This is a genomic window from Brachybacterium sp. FME24 (genome assembly GCF_014897705.1).
Taxonomy (GTDB): Bacteria; Actinomycetota; Actinomycetes; order Actinomycetales; family Dermabacteraceae; genus Brachybacterium.
Map to the genome: position 1 here is coordinate 204,849 of NZ_JABUXV010000001.1, position 16,963 is coordinate 221,811.

Annotated in this window: 15 protein-coding genes; 7 read left to right on the forward strand and 8 right to left on the reverse strand. The window is 69.3% G+C overall.

Annotation, left to right across the window (positions count from 1 at the left end; genetic code table 11):
* The first annotated feature begins 29 nt into the window (after positions 1 to 29).
* Positions 30 to 917, forward strand: a complete 888-nt coding sequence (locus INT51_RS22030) for a transposase (RefSeq protein ID WP_226831804.1) — start codon at positions 30 to 32, stop codon at positions 915 to 917.
* A 298-nt stretch (positions 918 to 1,215) separates the two neighbouring features.
* On the opposite strand, the gene ychF is transcribed toward INT51_RS22030, so the two are convergent.
* Complete coding sequence (gene ychF / locus INT51_RS00970; RefSeq protein WP_193103325.1) at positions 1,216 to 2,301, reverse strand: redox-regulated ATPase YchF; 1,086 nt, start codon at positions 2,299 to 2,301, stop codon at positions 1,216 to 1,218.
* Between the two features lie 188 nt (positions 2,302 to 2,489).
* On the opposite strand from ychF, the gene INT51_RS00975 reads away from it, so the two are divergent.
* Positions 2,490 to 2,972, forward strand: coding sequence for a nuclear transport factor 2 family protein (locus INT51_RS00975; RefSeq protein WP_193103326.1), 483 nt, complete (start codon positions 2,490 to 2,492; stop codon positions 2,970 to 2,972).
* A gap of 67 nt (positions 2,973 to 3,039) precedes the next feature.
* A complete protein-coding gene (locus INT51_RS00980) occupies positions 3,040 to 4,251 on the forward strand; it encodes a DNA recombination protein RmuC (RefSeq protein WP_226831805.1) in 1,212 nt (403 codons plus the stop codon).
* Positions 4,252 to 4,313: 62 nt separating this feature from the next.
* On the opposite strand, the gene INT51_RS00985 is transcribed toward INT51_RS00980, so the two are convergent.
* From INT51_RS00985 to INT51_RS01010, 6 genes are all read right to left on the reverse strand, one after another.
* Positions 4,314 to 4,946, reverse strand: a complete 633-nt coding sequence (locus INT51_RS00985; RefSeq protein WP_193103327.1) for a histidine phosphatase family protein — start codon at positions 4,944 to 4,946, stop codon at positions 4,314 to 4,316.
* Positions 4,946 to 6,106, reverse strand: coding sequence for an ABC transporter ATP-binding protein (locus INT51_RS00990; RefSeq protein ID WP_193103328.1), 1,161 nt, complete (start codon positions 6,104 to 6,106; stop codon positions 4,946 to 4,948). The genes INT51_RS00985 and INT51_RS00990 overlap by 1 nt, the downstream gene beginning before the upstream one ends.
* A complete protein-coding gene (locus INT51_RS00995; RefSeq protein ID WP_193103329.1) occupies positions 6,103 to 7,878 on the reverse strand; it encodes an iron ABC transporter permease in 1,776 nt (591 codons plus the stop codon). The genes INT51_RS00990 and INT51_RS00995 overlap by 4 nt, the downstream gene beginning before the upstream one ends.
* Positions 7,879 to 7,962: 84 nt before the next feature.
* The gene (locus INT51_RS01000) at positions 7,963 to 9,156 is read right to left on the reverse strand and encodes an ABC transporter substrate-binding protein (protein ID WP_193103330.1); all 1,194 of its coding nucleotides are present in this window, start codon (positions 9,154 to 9,156) and stop codon (positions 7,963 to 7,965) included.
* A gap of 132 nt (positions 9,157 to 9,288) precedes the next feature.
* A complete protein-coding gene (locus INT51_RS01005; protein WP_193103331.1) occupies positions 9,289 to 10,122 on the reverse strand; it encodes a MurR/RpiR family transcriptional regulator in 834 nt (277 codons plus the stop codon).
* A 148-nt stretch (positions 10,123 to 10,270) separates the two neighbouring features.
* Positions 10,271 to 11,275 (reverse strand): 4-hydroxy-3-methylbut-2-enyl diphosphate reductase, encoded by a 1,005-nt coding sequence (locus INT51_RS01010; RefSeq protein ID WP_193103332.1) that lies wholly within the window; start codon positions 11,273 to 11,275, stop codon positions 10,271 to 10,273.
* 207 nt (positions 11,276 to 11,482) lie between these two features.
* Between INT51_RS01010 and xseA the strand changes: the two genes are divergently transcribed.
* Both xseA and INT51_RS01020 read left to right on the forward strand, forming a co-directional pair.
* Positions 11,483 to 12,811 (forward strand): exodeoxyribonuclease VII large subunit, encoded by a 1,329-nt coding sequence (gene xseA / locus INT51_RS01015; RefSeq protein WP_193103333.1) that lies wholly within the window; start codon positions 11,483 to 11,485, stop codon positions 12,809 to 12,811.
* On the forward strand, positions 12,808 to 13,089 hold the full coding sequence (locus tag INT51_RS01020) for an exodeoxyribonuclease VII small subunit (protein ID WP_193103334.1): 282 nt from the start codon (positions 12,808 to 12,810) through the stop codon (positions 13,087 to 13,089). Before xseA ends, INT51_RS01020 begins: the two co-directional genes overlap by 4 nt.
* A gap of 147 nt (positions 13,090 to 13,236) precedes the next feature.
* Here the strand turns inward: INT51_RS01020 and INT51_RS01025 are convergent, their stop codons facing one another.
* Complete coding sequence (locus tag INT51_RS01025) at positions 13,237 to 13,953, reverse strand: DUF4245 family protein (RefSeq protein ID WP_193103335.1); 717 nt, start codon at positions 13,951 to 13,953, stop codon at positions 13,237 to 13,239.
* Between the two features lie 137 nt (positions 13,954 to 14,090).
* On the opposite strand from INT51_RS01025, the gene INT51_RS01030 reads away from it, so the two are divergent.
* Both INT51_RS01030 and INT51_RS01035 read left to right on the forward strand, forming a co-directional pair.
* On the forward strand, positions 14,091 to 15,002 hold the full coding sequence (locus INT51_RS01030; protein WP_304502040.1) for a carbohydrate kinase: 912 nt from the start codon (positions 14,091 to 14,093) through the stop codon (positions 15,000 to 15,002).
* Positions 15,003 to 15,079: 77 nt separating this feature from the next.
* Complete coding sequence (locus tag INT51_RS01035) at positions 15,080 to 16,495, forward strand: aspartate ammonia-lyase (protein WP_193103336.1); 1,416 nt, start codon at positions 15,080 to 15,082, stop codon at positions 16,493 to 16,495.
* The last annotated feature ends 468 nt before the right edge of the window (positions 16,496 to 16,963 follow it).

Genomic DNA, 16,963 nt, shown 5'->3' on the forward strand with positions numbered 1-16,963 from the left:
CGCATCAGACCTCGAAGGAGGGCGTGACGATGCCCAATTCGCAACAGATCCCTGAGGACGGCCCGAACGTCCTCCCCCGCGTCCTGCACACACCACGCAGCAGGGCACTGCTCTCGGAATCGTGGGCCCAAGCGGAGGAGGCAAAGCGAGAGGAGTGGGCAGACAACGACCCCCAGTTGCCGTACGAAGCCTATGCAGCGGGCGAGCCATGCCGCGCGTGTGGGCGTGCCCTTCTCGGTGAGCCAGCCCTGGGAACCGATGACGAGAGCATTGCGCTGATCGACGCCGACAATGCCGAGTTCCGAGCCGAGCATGAAGCGTGCAACATGGGCGTTTGGCGTCTCGCGGGCAACAGGGTGGAGCACTGCCACCTGTGCTGCCCGTTCCCGCCACTTTCGCCGACTCAGCGCGATGAGTTCCGACAGCTCCTGCACCCGTCCTCATTGCGCATCGACCGCAGCGCCATCTGGCGTGTGGAACTGACCTGTCAGCACGTCGAGACACTGGCCGGGCACGCCGCTAACTATGTGGAGTCAACCGTCCAATGCACCGACTGCGCCGTTATCCGCGGCGTGGTCAAGGCCGTGCGAATCGACGACCAGGCGAACGATGATGCCGGTAGTAGCACCGTCGACCGCCTCCAGCCTGACTATCAACGACTCACAGATGAGCAGTGGAGCTGGATCAAGCACATCGTTCATGCAGAAGAAGGCCCTCGCCGCGGGCGGCCACGCACTGACATACGCACGATCGTCGACGCGGCTCTCTACAAGACCCGCACCGGCATCACGTGGCGCGAGCTCCCAGCGGAGTTCGGGTCATGGCAGACGGCCCTGCGCCGGCACCGCCAACTGATAGAGAGCTCCCAGTGGGACGAGATCACGCGCACTCTGGCGGAACGGGACCTGCCCCAGTGAACCGGGGCGTCGTTGAGGCGACCGACTTTTGAGTCAGGCTGCTTATTGAGTCAGCGCACTTGTCAAGAGATCACGCGTCGAACAGCTCGAACCCGCTTCAGAGCTGGCCGACCGACGCGGCTTGACCGCTCCACCCACGCACCGCCGAAACGAGAATCGGCCTCTGCGGAAGTTCCGCGGAGGTCGATCAAAATCCCAGGTCAGCGGGGCAAACGCTTAGCAACTGATGGTAGATCGGAACTCGACTGACGAGCCAGATCAGAAGCTGCGAAGGCAAAACCCCTGGTCAGAAGCCTTTTTAGACATTGAACCGGAACTCCACCACGTCGCCGTCCTTCATCACGTACTCCTTGCCCTCGATGCGCACCTTGCCCTTGGCCTTGGCCTCGGCCATGGAGCCGGCCTCGATGAGGTGGTCGAAGGAGACGATCTCCGCTTTGATGAAGCCGCGCTCGAAGTCCGTGTGGATCACGCCGGCGGCCTGCGGGGCGGTCGCTCCCTTGGGAATGGTCCAGGCGCGGGACTCCTTGGGGCCGGCGGTGAGGTAGGACTGCAGGCCCAGCGTCTCGTAGCCGACGCGCGCCAGCTTTGCCAGGCCGGATTCTTCCTGGCCGGTGGATTCGAGCATCTCGGCGGCTTCTTCGACGTCGAGCTCGATCAGCTCGGCCTCGAACTTCGCGTCGAGGAAGATCGCCTCGGCCGGGGCCACCAGATTCCGCAGAGCCTGCTGCGAGGCGGCGTCCGCCAGGCCGTCCTCGTCGGTGTTGAAGACGTAGATGAAGGGCTTGGTGGTCATCAGCTGCAGCTCGCGCAGCTCGGACACGTCGATGCCGGCGGCCTCGGCGCCCTGGTAGAGGGTCTTGCCGGTCTCCAGCAGGGCCTTGGCCTTGACGACGTTCGGCAGCACGGAGGCCTCGAGCACACCGCGCTTGGTCTCCTTCTCCAGGCGCTGCATCGAGTTCTCGATGGTCTGGAGGTCGGCGAGGATCAGCTCGGTGGTGATGACCTCCATGTCGCCGGAGGGGTCGGTGGAGCCGTCCACGCGGGTCACGTCCGGATCGGTGAAGGCTCGGGTGACCTGGCAGATCGCGTCGGCCTCGCGGATGTTGGCGAGGAACTTGTTGCCCAGTCCCTCCCCCTCGCTGGCGCCCTTGACGATCCCGGCGATGTCCACGAAGGACACGCTGGCCGGCACCAGCTTCTCGCTGCCGAACACCTCGGCGAGCTGCGCGAGTCGCGGGTCGGGCAGCGGGACCATCCCGATATTGGGGTCGATGGTCGCGAACGGGTAGTTCGCAGCCAGGACCTCGGCGCGGGTGAGCGCATTGAACAGGGTGGACTTGCCGACATTGGGCAGACCGACGATTCCGATAGTAAGAGCCACGGGAGGTGATTCTACGGGGCCTCCCCGAATCTCGGGCCTCGGTGCAGTGAGCCACAGGTCTCAGATGCCAGCGGCCGGAGCGTCCTCGGGGTCGCTCCGACCGAGCCGGTGCACGGAGGGTGGTCTGCAGGCGACCCCATGTTCGGCGTTTCCCTCCGAGGTTTTCGACAGGTGCTTAGGCTGGCGCCATGAGTTCGCAGCCCTCCCTCGGACATGGCGACCAGCGCCCGCGCAGCAAGGCCCCCTGGATCATCGGGGGTGTCTGCGCGCTCATCGCGATCGTCGTCGTGATCGTTCTCGTGGTGGGCGCTGTCTGGTATTTCGCGCTCCGGCAGACCCCTCAGTCCACCGTGGAGGACTACTTCTCCGCCTGGCAGGCTGCGGACTGCGAACGCTTCGAGGACCTCTCCACTGAGAACTTCCGCGGTGAGGACTACACCTGCGAAGGATGGCAAGCACACATCTCGCAGCAGGGAGAAGAGGGCATCGTGTACGAGGACACGGTGGTGAGCGCCGAGGTCGACGGGGATCGTGCGACGGTGCGCGTCGAAGAGACTGCGACGAAGGGAGCCGAGGTCACGGAGGGAGTCTTCGACTTCGAGCTCGTCCAGGAGGATGGCAGCTGGCTCATCGACGATTCCGTGATCATCCAGGAGCCCGAGGAGCTCTGACCGCGGGCGCGGGCACGGGCAGGCGTGCCTCCGCTCGCCTGTCACACCCCCATGGTGTGCTGACGTCATGAGCGGTACATCGATGATTCTGCTGGGACTCGTGCTGGGCGCGGCCCTCGGCGCCGCGGCGACCTGGCTGGTCCTGCGCGAACGCGCCCAGCGCCTGGACCAGGGCCGGCGTGCGGACTCCGATGCCGCCGGGAACCTGCTGCGCCTGGCCGACGAACGCCACGAGCGTGACGTCGCCCGTCGCGACGCCGCGGAGGAGGAGCGCGAGGCCGAGCTGCAGCGCACCCTCGCTCCGATCACCCATACGCTCTCCCACCTCGAGCGCTCCCTGGCCCGCTCCGAGGCGGCCCGGATCGATGCCGAGGGGGCGCTGCGCTCGCACCTCGATCAGCTCGCCCAGCGCGCGCAGTCCCTGGAGACCGGCACCAGCGCACTGACCGCTGCGCTGCGGGCTCCGACAGCGCGAGGGCGCTGGGGCGAGGTGCAGCTGCGCCGCATCGTCGAGGCTGCGGGCATGCTCGAGCATGTCGATTTCACCGAGCAGCTGCCCGGCACGCGAGCCGACGGAAATGCCGGCCAGCGCCCGGATCTCGTGGTGCACCTGTCCGGGGATCGCCATGTGGTGATCGACGCGAAAGCCCCGATGGACGCCTACCTCGACGCGACCGAGGAGACCGACCCCGTACGCGCCGCGACCCGACGCAAGGCGCATGCGAAGGCGCTGCGTCACCACGTGGGCGTCATCGCCTCCAAGGCGTACTGGAAGGCGGTCGGCGACACCCCGGAGTTCACGGTGCTCTTCGTGCCCAGCGACGGCGTGCTCGCCGCGGCGCTGGAGACGGATTCGACGCTGCTGGACGACGCCTTCGGCAAGGACGTCGTGATCGCCTCCCCCGCCACCCTGGTCGCGCTGCTGCGCACGGTGGCGCACACCTGGCGCACCGACGCGCTGAACCGCGATGCCCGCGAGGTGCTCGACGCGGGCCGAGAGCTGCACCATCGGCTCGGCACCTTCACCAGTCATCTCGGCAAGGTGGGCCGCTCCCTGGACTCCTCGGTGGCCGCGTTCAACGAGGCGGTCGGCTCACTGCAGTCCCGCGTGATGGTCACCGCGCGCCGCTTCGAGGACCTGGGCCTGACGGGCACGGCGGTCGACGAGGTCGATCAGCTCACGCGCCGCGCCCGCACTCTGGACGACGGCGAGATCGCGGACCTCGCCGCGCCGCCGACGACCCTGCGCGGGCTCGACCACGAGGACCGCGCTGGCTGAGGCGCACGAACAGCGTTCCCGCGGGAACGTCGGTGCGTCGCCACGCTGAGGGAACGGGCTGGTCAGTCCGCGGGCTCTGCGTGCGGCGCGGAGGGCGCGAGGTTGAACAGTCGCAAGCGACAAGCACCGCGTTCTCGAGGCCCCCGGTCCTCGTCGACGTCCAGCACGGTCAGGCTCGCCGGATGGCTCGGGACCGTGAACGCCGGGTCGAGGCCGACCGCGTGGTGGAGGAGAGCCCGGATCGGGCCACCGTGGGTGAGCACGAGGACACTGCCGCGACCGTCGGCCGCCGCCTCACGGACGGCGCCCGTTACTCCCTCGACCACCCGGGCCGTGATCTCCTCGAAGGACTCTCCCCCGGGAGGTCGCAGCCGCCCGCCGCGCCAGTCGCGGTAGTCCTCGGGCGATCTCTCCCGGATCTGGGCCGAATACTCCCCCTCCCAGTCGCCCAGATGAGCCTCGTCCAGGCGCTCATCGGTCCGGAACTCCCCCAGCCCGAGAGCTGCGGCGGTCTGCTGGGTACGGCGGAGGCTCGAGGTCACGACGAGCTCCGGGGCATAGGGGTCCAGCGCCGGGATCAGTGCACGCGCCTGCTCGCGGCCGGAGTCGGACAGAGAGATATCGAGGCGGCCCTGGAGCCGCCCGGCGCCGTTCCATACGGTCTCGCCGTGGCGCACCAGCAGTAGTCGGATCATCAAACCGGCTCCTGCTGCTGCTCGAACTCCCGTGCGCTCTGCGAGGGTGCCGGGATCCGTTCCCCGTCGAGGTCGAAGCAGGTTTCCGGAGCGGGTGGGAGCTGCACCTGGACAGAGTCCCCGGGCACGTGCCGGGTGGGCACGTCCTGGGTGATGCTCACCCGGGTGCCGCCCGCGATCTCCACCCCGATCACCCAGCGCTCGGCCATCGGTACCTGGTCGACGAAGATCGCAGGCACGCAGCGCTCCACTGGCTCGGCGACCAGTCGCGGCCCGGAGGAGCGGTACATCAGGTGCACCGTGCCCGCCGGGAGGCCCGCAGGAGCTTTCCCGACGTCGCGGCCCGCGACCGTCAGGCGCGCACCGGCGACCTGCGCCTCGAGAATGTTCGCGGGCGGAGCGCCGATGAAGGTCGCCGTGAAGGCAGTGCGCGGAGCTGCCAGGAGCTCAACCGGGGTGCCGAACTGCTCGATGCGGCCGTCCTTCATCAGCGCGACATGGGTGGCCATGGTCATCGCCTCGACCTGGTCATGCGTGACGTACACGCTGGTCGCCCCGGTGGCGCGGTGGATGCGCATGAGCTCGGCGCGGGTGTCCACTCGCAGCTTGGCATCGAGGTTCGACAGCGGTTCATCGAACAGCAGCACCTCGGGCTGGCTGGCGATGGTGCGGGCGATCGCCACCCGTTGCTGCTGGCCGCCGCTGATCTCGCCCGGATAGCGGCCCGCGAGCTCCTCGATGCCGAGCAGGCCCAGCACCTCGCGCACGCGGCGCCTGCGCTCCTGGCGGCTCCACTTCGCGACGGTGAGCGGCCACTCGATGTTGCCCTGGACGGTCTTGTGCGGCCACAGCGCGTAGGACTGGAAGACCATGCCGACACCGCGACCGGCGGATTCGACGTTCACGGTGCCGTCGCCGCGGGCCACGGCGCGCTCCCCGAAACGGATCTCGCCACCGGTGGGGTTCTCGAGTCCCGCGAGCATGCGCAAGGTGGTGGTCTTTCCACATCCCGAGGGTCCCAGCAGCACCAGGAACGCGCCCGGAGGAACCTGCAGGGAGATGCCGTCGACCGCTGCGGTCCCCGTGGAGGCCCCGAAGTCCTTGCGCAGGTCGGTGAGCGTGATCGGCACGCCGGTGCCGCGGTCGGTGGTGTGTGTCATGCCTTCTCGTTCCAGGGTTGGGCAGCGCCCTCGGCGCGGCGGGAGAGCAGCGTGGCGCTCACCGAGATCACGGCGATGATCACCGTGACAGCGTTGGCGAGCTGCGTGAAGTTCTCGGAGGAGTACTGATAGGTGAGCACCGCGAGCACCGGCATCGCAGGGGTCGCGAGCAGCACCACCAGGGAGAGGTCGCGCACCATCTGCACGAACACCAGCACTCCCCCGGTGAGCAGACCGCGGGCGGCGAGCGGCGCGATGATCGACCGCAGCCGAAGCATCAGCCCCGCCCCGGCCATCACCGCGGATTCCTCCACGTCCCGGGAGACCTGGCTGAGCGCGGCGGTCGAGGAGCGCACCGCGAAGGGGATCGTGGCGGCGATGCCGGCGAGCACGAGGATCGCGAAGGTGCCATAGAGGCTGGGCAACGGTCCGATCGGTGCGCCGAACTGGGCGATGAACGCGGCACCGAAGGCGATGCCGGGGATCAGGAACGGCACGTAGGAGATCAGGCTCATCGCTCCGAGCAGCGGCTTCGGGCCGCGGGAGCGGGTGATGACGTAGGAGATCAGCAGGCCCAGGAACCCGGCACCGAGCGCGACGCACACCCCCAGCAGCACCGTGTTCCAGGTGGCCTGGAGGATCTGCGGGTTGGCCAGGATGCCCCGCTGTCCCTGCGCCATCGCCGGGTCCGAGCCGCCGATCCAGTAGTGCAGGGTCAGCCCGGAGGCGAAGTCGTTGGTGCGACGGGTGAGCGAGCTGGCGACCAGCACCACGGCGGGCACGATCGTCGTGGCGACCACGACCGCCCAGGCGAGGCCTGCGATCGGCCACGCCCACGGGCCCAGCGGCACCGATCGGCGGCGCCCGCCCTTGCCAGTGATGGTCTCGAAGCTGCGTCGGCCCCCCGTGACGCGGGTGGCAGTGAGCATGACCATCGCCGCCACCACGATGAGTACGAGCGAGAGCACGTAGCCGCGCGAGACGTCGCCGGTGGAGATCGCCCCGTACAACCGCGTCGAGAGGGTATGGAAGCGCACCGGCAGCCCCAGCAGGGCGGGGCTGACGAAGTTCGAGACCCCCTCGGCGAAGGCCAGCAGCGCCCCGGACATCACGGCCGGGGCCACCACGGGCAGGGCGATGTCGCGGGCCACGGCGACGCGAGAGGCGCCCGTCATCTCCGCGGCCTCCATGAGATCGCCGTTGACGGCGGCGAGCGCAGCAGCGATCAGCATGAACGACAGCGAGAAATAGTGCGCGGTGAGGGTGAGCGCCACCGGCACCGGCCCCCAGGCGATCCAGTCCGGAACCATGAGCCCGAGGTTCCCGAGGATTCCGGCGGAGCCCCCGATGAGGTCGTTGCGGAAGATCGAGTCCCAGGCCAGGGCGAGCGCGAAGCTGGGCAGGGCGAAGGGGATCGTCGCGAGCACCGCGATGAACCCGCGTCCGGGAATGCGCGTCATCACCACCACCCAAGCGAGGAACCCGCCGATCAGGGTCGAGAGCACCGCGGTGGCGGCCCCCATGAGGAGTGAGTTCCCCAGAGGACGCCAGAGCAGGTTCGCTGACATGCGACTGGTGAAGACGTCGCCCCACGCGTCACGATTGCCCGCCATCAGCGTGGTGCTGACCAGACCCAGCAGAGGCGCGACCACCAGGATCACCAGCACCAGGAGGGTACCGGCGGCGAGCAGCACGACGGGGCGGCGCGCGAGGGTGCCCGCGCGGGCGAGGCCCTGTGCCAGCGGCCGGCGCTGCGCGGAGGTGGCGGTCATAGGTTTCCTTCCGAGGGTGGTGAGGTGCCCGGTGGCCGACTGTTCGGCGCGCGCAGCAGCGACGACGGGCACCGACCGAGCGGATCAGCCGAGGGTGAGGAGGAAGTCGGCGACCTCGCGGCGAATCTCTGCGGTGGCGACAGGGTCGATGTTCCAGGCTCCGAGGTCCTCGAGCGGAGCAGCGTCGGGCGGGGTGGCCATGTCCGTGCGCACCGGGTAGTCGCCGGCGACGTAGAACGGCTCGTAGGCGGCACCGCCCGTCTCGGAGTCATCGCCCATCAGGAAGTCGATGACCAGGCGTGCCGCGGCCGGGTGCTGGCCGCCCGTGACCAGCCCGAGATACGCCGGGAAAGTGATACCGACGGCAGGAGTCGTGCCCAGAGAGGCCTGCAGCGCCCACCCCTCCTCCTCGTTGTCGCGGCGGTCGGAGTAGGAGGTGAAGCCGACGGGCGGGGCGTCCTGTCCGGTCGCGCCGACGGCGGCGTTGACGTTGTCGGTGTCGTCGACGAGCACGAGACCGTTGGCGTAGAGGTTCTTCAGGAACTGCTCGCCGGCGCTGGCGACGTCGTCGTCGAGCGCGACCGAGGCGCCGTAGTGCTCCTCGTGGGCCTCGGCCATCGCGTCGGACTGCAGCACGATCTCGGTCATCAGGTCGAGGTAATCACCGCGCACGGAGGGGTCCACGGCGACGACTTTGCCGTTCCACTCCTCGTCGGTCAGCTGCCACAGGTTGGTGATGGGGCTGCCGTCGGGGTAAGTCTCCTCGTTGTACATGAGGATCTTGGTGGACAGGCGGTTGGCCAGAAGCGGTTCGCGCAGCTCCTCGGGCACCGTATCGACCACCCGCTCGGGCACGTAGTTGGTGAGCACGCCGGTCTCGAGCAGCTCGGTGAGGACCACCGGAGCATCGGAGATGTAGGCGACGTCGGCCGACGGGGCGCCGGCCTCGGCCTCGGCAGCCAGACGCGTGATCTGCTCGGTCGCGGAGATGTCATGGCCGATCAGGTCGATGCCTGGATAGGCCTTCTCGAACTCCTCCTCGAGCTGCGCGATCCGAGAGGTGAAGGAATAGACCGTGACCTGCCCCTCTTCGGTCGCGCGCTCGACAAGCTCCTCGTGGCTGAGTCCGTCGAGCTCGGCGGCGGCCTCGTCGGCCCCTCCCTGGGCGATGTCCTGACTGCCGGTGTCGGGGGCGCCGCCTCCGCAGGCGACGAGGCCGAACATGACCGGCAACGAGGCGGCGGCGGTGAGCTGGAACTGGCGGCGGGTGGTGCGCATGGCGGTTCTCCTGGTGAGTTCAGGGCAGGGGTGGCCCGGGCAGGGCTGTCCTGCGGTGCGAGATGGGTGTCGGGCGGGGTGCTGCGCGGATCGTCCGGGATCGGCGTGGTTGCCGCCTCGGACGAGAAACGGTCAGTCGAAGGTGGTCAGCAGGTCGTCGAGCCGGTCGAGAGCGGGCAAGGTGACGTCGGGGTGGCGCTGGGCGCTGGCCAGGACGATCGCATTGACGATCGTCATGGGAACGGCGAGGGAGGCGAATCCCTGCTGGTCGCCGCGAGGCGCGGAGAGCACCACGGACGGGGCAGGTTCCAGCAGGTGCAAGGTATCGGTGACCAGCAGCGAGGTCGCCCCGACAGCGCGGGTGTGGCCGAGCAGTGGCCCCAGGTCACGGGGCGCCCGACGGAAGGCGACGGCGAGCAGCAGGTCGTCCTCCTGCATCGGGACGATGCGCTCGGCGACGTCGCGGCCACTGCCGGTGAGGTTCACGGTAGGGATGCCGAAGCGGCGCAGACGGCGGTCCAGGAGCTCGGCGAGAATGGTCGCGTTTCCCCGTCCGAAGACGAAGACCCGGCGGGCGGCGACGATGCGATCGGCGGCATCGTCGATCTGCCGCTGCTCGACATGGCGGGCGATGGCCGCCAGGGAGTGCAGTTCACTGTCGACGAGGGCATCGAGGGTGCCCTGCTCGCCGCGATCGCGGCGCTCGGTACGGAAGCGGTCACCGGAGCCGAGCAACCGGCGGTTGTGGTCGGCACGGAGGTCCTCGCGCAGCTGCAGGTAGCCGCCGTATCCGAGGCGCTGGGCCAGGCGCGTGGCGGCGGCGGGGTGCACCCCGGCCCGTCGGGCGAGGTCCTCCCCTCGCCACAGGGGCGCCTCAGAGGGATGGGCGAGGATCTCGTCGAGCAGGGTGCGGTCACCCTGGGTGAGCCGTGAGCGCTGCTCCTGCACGCGATCGGTGAACGTCATGACCCCACCGTAGATGCAAGTTTCCTTGCGAAGCTGCGCCCGATTGCAACTTTATTTGCTGTTCACCAGGTGCTCATCTTCCCCTCGGCAGGTGGCCACCGGGCGGGCCACGCCGCCTCCGAAGACGTGGACCCCGAGGGGAGCCGGCTCAGGATTCTGCGGTCGCGTGGTGACCCGTGGGACGCTGTCGACGATCGGTCTCGCCGCGCTCCTTCATCGACTGCCGCAGTTCACGGGGCAGGGAGAACATGAGGTCCTCGGTCGCGGTGCGCACCGGCTGCACGTCACCGAGGCCACGCTTCTCCAGCTCGGCCAGCAGCTCCTGGACCAGGATCTCCGGCACGGAGGCCCCGGAGGTCACCCCGACCGTGGTGACGCCTTCGAACCACTCGTCGCGCAGCTCGGAGACGGAATCGATGCGGTGGGAGGCCTTGGCGCCGGCCTCCAGCGCCACCTCCATCAACCGCACGGAGTTCGAGGAGTTCGGCGAGCCGACCACGAGCACCAGATCTGCGTCCGGGGCGATCTTCTTGATCGCGACCTGCCGGTTCTGGGTGGCATAGCAGATATCGTCGCTCGGCGGCGCCTGCAGGGTCGGGAAGCGTTCGCGCAGTCGGTCCACGGTCTCCATCGTCTCGTCGACGCTGAGGGTGGTCTGGGAGAGCCAGACGACCTTCTCGGGATCACGCACCGTCACCGAGCCGACGTCGTCAGGAGAGTTGACGATCTGCACGTGCTCGGGAGCTTCACCGGCGGTGCCCTCGACCTCCTCGTGACCCTCGTGACCCACCAGCAGGATGTCGTAGTCCTGGCGGGCGAAGCGCACGGCCTCCTTGTGGACCTTGGTCACCAGCGGGCAGGTCGCGTCGATGGTGCGCAGGTTGCGCTCCTCGGCCATCTCCCGCACCTTCGGCGAGATGCCATGGGCGGAGAAGATCACGAGCGCCCCCTCGGGGACCTCGTCGACCTCCTCGACGAACACGGCGCCCTTCGCCTTCAGACGGTCGACCACGAACTTGTTGTGCACGATCTCGTGGCGCACATAGATCGTCTCGTCGAAGTGCTCGAGGGCCCGTTCGACGGCGACCACAGCCCGATCGACTCCCGCGCAGTAGCCGCGCGGTTCGGCAAGAAGGACGGTTCCGTTGCTCACCCCTCCATCGTAGGAGGCCCGCAGCGAATACGGCAGGGACGTGCGGCAAGACTCACCACACCTCCACAGACGCATCACTCGGGCGGGCGCCGGTACGCAGCGGGTGCCGTCACGTCCGCCGCCACGACCCTTCCTCCCCAGGGGGCATTCGTCCCCGATACCGCGAGTGCACGCGAGCTGTCCTCCGGTCGTGCCAGAGTGGCCCCCATGAGCGAGACCACCTCTGCGCAGGATGCGGGCGGCGCCGAGACGCCGCGACCGGCCCCGGCCCCCACCGCCGCGCTGACCACAGCGGAGAACCCCTGGCCGCTGCGGCAGCTGTCGGTGAAGGTCGGTGAGTACGTCGCACGCATGTCGCCCTTGTGGGTCGAGGGCGAGATCGTCCAGCTCAATCGTCGACCGGGTGCCGGATTGAGCTTCATGACCCTGCGCGACATCGACGTGGACATGTCCTTCTCGGTCCCGATCCGCGAGCACGTGCTGCGCAGCCTGCCGATCGAACCCGTTGCGGGGGCCCGCGTGGTGGTCCACGCCAAACCGTCGTTCTGGACCAAGCGCGGCACGTTGCAGCTCGAAGCCGATGACATCCGCCCCGTCGGACTGGGCGAGCTGCTCGCCCGGCTCGAGCAGCTCAAGCGCGTCCTGGCCGCCGAGGGGCTGTTCGCCGCCGCGCGCAAGCAGCCGCTGCCCTTCCTGCCGCGCGTGGTGGGACTGATCTGCGGGCGCGAATCCGCCGCGGAGCGCGATGTGGTCGTCAACGCCCGGCGCCGCTGGCCCGCTGTGGAGTTCGAGATCCGCGAGGTCGCGGTCCAGGGCACCAAGGCGGTGCGAGAGGTCTCCGCAGCGCTGCGCGAGCTCGACGAGCGCGAGGAGGTCGACGTCATCATCATCTCCCGTGGTGGCGGCTCCCTCGAGGACCTGCTGCCGTTCTCCGACGAGCAGCTGACCCGCCTGGTCGCGGCCGCGAGCACCCCGATCGTCTCCGCGATCGGCCATGAGGTGGACACCCCGCTGATCGACCTCGCGGCGGACGCGCGCGCCTCCACCCCCACCGACGCCGCCAAGCGGGTGGTACCGGACATCCAGGCCGAGTTCGAGCAGCTCGACCTGGGCCGAACCCGCCTGCGCTCCGCGATCCGGTCACGACTCGAACGCGAGCAGTCCGCCCTGGACGCGATGCGCTCACGTCCGGTGCTGGAGAATCCCTCGACGATCCTCGCCGGCCGCGCCGACGACATCCGCTCCCGGATAGCTCTGGCACGCACCCTGGTGGGCGCCCGTCTGGACCGTGCGGCCGATGAGGTGGACCACCTCGGTCGTCAGGTCCGCTCGCTCAGCCCGCTGGCGACCCTGGAGCGCGGATACGCCGTGGTGCAGGCGGCCGACGGCGCCATTGTGCGCACCCCTGAGGAGACCGCCGTCGGCGACGCGCTCTCGGTGCGGGTCGCCGGTGGTCGCTTCGGTGCCCAGCATGTCGATACCGACCCCTACACGCCACCGCCCCACCCCGACCATTCTCGCAAGGAGCTCCCATGACCACGACGCCCGACGACGCCACCGCCCCGGACACCCCCGAGGTCACCCCTGCCGAGGATACGCAGCTGCCACCGGACATCGCCGAGCTGTCCTACGAGGCCGCCCGAGACCAGCTGGTCGAGGTGGTGCGCCGCCTGGAATCCGGGCAGGGGGGCCTGGAGGACTCGATCGGTCAGTGGGAACGCGGCGAGATGCTCGCCCGTCGCTGCCAGCAGTGGCTCGACGGCGCCCGTGAACGCCTGGACGAGGCCGTGGGTGCACGCCGTCAGGGCGATTGAACGGCTGAGAGGGTGAACGGCTGAGAGGTCGAGCGGCTGAACGCTTCGACGGCCGGGCAGCAGTGCGACTGGACAAATGGGCGACTGAGCGACCGAAGCCGTCTCACCGCTGCGGGATGCGCCGGGCCCGGTCGACCCGGTCGCGGGTCAACTGCGGGCGCTCTCCCGCACATCGGTGAGCGCGGCTTCCATGAGAGTCAGCAGCTCCTCACGATCGGTATCGCCGTGCACGAGGAGGCCGAAGTCCTCTCCCTGGCAGGAGACACCCAGCCTGGCCGCCCCTCCTTCACCGCCGCTGAGAACCTGGCACGGCGTGCCCTCGATATCCAGCTCCTCCTCGACGACCGTCCCCGGGAGGGCCGACGACACCATCGGGGCACTGACCTCGGTCTCTTCCGTGAGCGTCACGAGGCTGTCCTGCGGGGAGGTGTACTCCACCTGCCAGCGCGGGGAGTCGCCGTCGGTGAAACGCGCCGAGCGTTCCGACCACCCTGCGGCCGGTGGCGGCGCCGCCACCGGGAAGCCCGCCACCTGCTGCGCACGCTCGGCGCTCTCGGCCACGTCCAGCGCGGAGTTCTCCAAGGGCTCACGGTCGTTGCTGCTGCCCACCCCGAAGAACGCGATCCCGATCACGATCACCACCGCCATCGTCAGGGCGAGTGCCCACAGCATGTTGCGCAGCACAGTGTTCTTCTTCGACGGCAGCTCGTAGGCCGACTTCGGCTGCGGTCGCGGCTCCGCAGTCGGCTCCGACATCTCCGGCGTCTCCGCGGGGTCCGGCGTCACCGTCTCCGAGGAGTCCGGCGTCTCCATCGTCTCCGGTGTCGCCGGAGCGTCAGGGGTCTGGTCGTGGGGGGCGTGCATGCCGCCATTGTCCCCGCTGCCCGGGCGCCGTGCTCCCAGGGTCCGCGGAGTCTTGTCGCACAGTGCGCCCGACACCTCTCGGCGTGCCCCGGTTCACGTCGTTCGCCCTGATCGGGGAAACCTGCAATGATCGAGCGGTGAACGCGACATTCCTCATCGCCGGAGAAGCACTCACCGACATCGTCGTCGACGCCGACGGCGCTCGTCGAGAGCATCCTGGCGGCTCCCCTCTGAACGTGGCCGTGGCGCTCAGCCGCCTCGGCCACGATGCCCACCTGCTCACCCGCATCGGCCCCGACTCCCGAGGCGACGCGATCCGTGCGCACCTCGCAGAATCGGACGTCTCCCTGACGCCGGGGAGCACGGTCGATGCCGCGACCTCGACGGCGCAGGCCGTGCTCGATGCCTCCGGCGCCGCCACCTACACCTTCGACCTGGTGTGGGACCCGGACCCCGCGGGCCTCCCGGAGCAGATCGACGCGGTGCACACCTCGTCGATCGCCGCGGTCCTCGCGCCCGGGGCAGCGACCGTCGTGGACGTGCTGCGAGGTCACCGCGAGCACTCGACCATCAGCTATGACCCCAACGCTCGCCCCACGTTGATGGGTGACCCGGTGCGGGTGCGCGAACAGGTCGAGGAGATCATCGCGCTCAGCGACGTCGTCAAGGCATCCGACGAGGACGTGGCCTGGCTGTACGGCACCGAGGACGTCGAAGATGTCGTGGCGTCCTGGCGCGAGCGCGGACCGGCCCTGACGGTGATGACCCGCGGCGACGAGGGCGCTGTCGGCTTCGCCGGCTCCGGCCGCGTGCAGGTCTCCCCGGTCACCATCGAGGCGGTCGACACGGTCGGCGCCGGGGACACCTTCTCCGCCGGCATCCTCGACGCACTGGCCGCGAAGGAGCTGCTGGGCGCGGAGCGCCGGGATCAGCTGGCAGCGATCCCGTCGGACGACGTCGCCTTCGTGCTGCGCAGGGCCGCGGCACTGGCCGCCATCACAGTCTCTCGTGCCGGCGCGAATCCCCCGTGGAGCCACGAGCTCACCTGAGCGTGAGCCGCTCGCGGCCCCACAGACCCACCCTGCGTACTGACCATCACCGCACGACAATTCCTAGGGAGGCATCAATGTCCCAGACCACGCCCGCCGTCGAGCAGGACGGCTACCGCATCGAGCACGACACCATGGGTGAGGTGCGCGTTCCTGCCTCCGCTCTGTATCGGGCGCAGACTCAGCGTGCGGTGCAGAACTTCCCGATCTCCGGGCAGGGCCTGGAGGCCGCGCACATCCACGCCCTCGCGCAGGTGAAGAAGGCCGCCGCGCGCGCCAACCAGGATCTCGGCGTACTGGACAGCGCCATCGCCGAAGCGATCGTCACCGCCGCCGATGCCGTCATCGCCGGTGACCACGACGACCAGTTCCCCGTCGACACCTACCAGACCGGCTCCGGCACCAGCTCGAACATGAACATGAACGAGGTCCTCGCGACCCTCGCCTCCGGCGAGAACCTCGAGGTCCATCCCAACGACCACGTGAACTGCTCGCAGTCCTCCAACGACGTCTTCCCCACGTCCGTGCACGTGGCCGTGACCGCGGGCGTCGTCGAGAAGCTGCTGCCCGCCCTCGCTCACCTCGCCGAGTCGCTCGAGACGAAGGCCGAGGCGTGGAAGGCCGTCGTGAAGTCCGGGCGCACCCACCTCATGGACGCCACCCCCGTCACCCTCGGTCAGGAGTTCGGCGGCTACGCCGCCGCGATCCGCTACGGCATCGAGCGCGTCGAGGCGGCTCTGCCCCGCACCGCCGAGGTCCCCCAGGGCGGCACCGCCGTCGGCACCGGGATCAACACCCCCGCCGGTTTCCCGCAGAAGGTCATCGCGAACCTCGCCGAGCAGACCGGCCTGCCACTGACCGAGGCCCGCAACCACTTCGAGGCGCAGTCCGCCCGTGACGGTCTGGTCGAGATGTCCGGCGCGCTGCGCACCATCGCCGTGTCGCTGACCAAGATCTGCAATGACCTGCGCTGGATGGGCTCGGGCCCGAACACCGGCCTGGGCGAGATCGCGATCCCCGACCTCCAGCCGGGCTCCTCGATCATGCCGGGCAAGGTCAATCCCGTCATCCCCGAGGCAGTGCTGATGGTGTGCGCGAAGATCGTGGGCAACGATGCGGCCATCGCCTGGGGCGGCGCTCAGGGCTCCTTCGAGCTCAACGTCCAGATCCCGCTGATGGGCACCAGCCTGCTGGAGTCGATCCGCCTGCTCGCCAACGCCAGCACGGTGCTGGCCGACAAGACCGTCGACGGCCTGGTCGCCAACGAGGAGAAGGCCCGTTTCTACGCCGAGGCCTCCCCCTCGATCGTGACCCCGCTGAACAAGCTGATCGGCTACGAGAGCGCCGCGAAGATCGCCAAGCACTCGGTCGCCGAGCGGATCTCCGTGCGGGAGGCGACCATCGCACTGGGCTTCGTCGAGCGCGGCGAACTCACCGAAGAGCAGCTGGACGAGGCATTGGACGTTCTCTCCATGACCGCACCCAAGGCCTGACCGACCAGCCTGGAACTCCCGCAGGGCGCCCCACCGACCGGTGGGGCGCCCGTCGCGCGCTCCCGCCGTCGGCCCCAACCGTGGTTCGTGAAGGCCCGTGGACGGGGCCGAACGCGGGGTCGAACCGGAGGCAGGGCCGGGCCGGGGCCGAGCCAGGGCAGGGCTGAGCCAGGGCAGGGCCGAGCCAGGGCAGGGCCGTGCCAGTACAGGGCCGAGCCAGGGCAGGGCCGTGCCAGGGCGGGGCCGTCGCATCCACTGGCGGTCCGCGAGGAAGGCCGGGTCGTAGGGGCAGCCCCTGCTCGTAGGACGCCAGTGGATGCGATGAACTGTTCCCCTGACCCGGACTCGACGACGTCTCGCCTCAGTCCTGGCCTCGATTGCACACCAGGGACTTCGGCGGGGGCATGTGGATCGTCCTGCTCGCGCCCTTCGCGCTCCCTGCCCTGTCCCAGCTGCTCGCTCATGTCG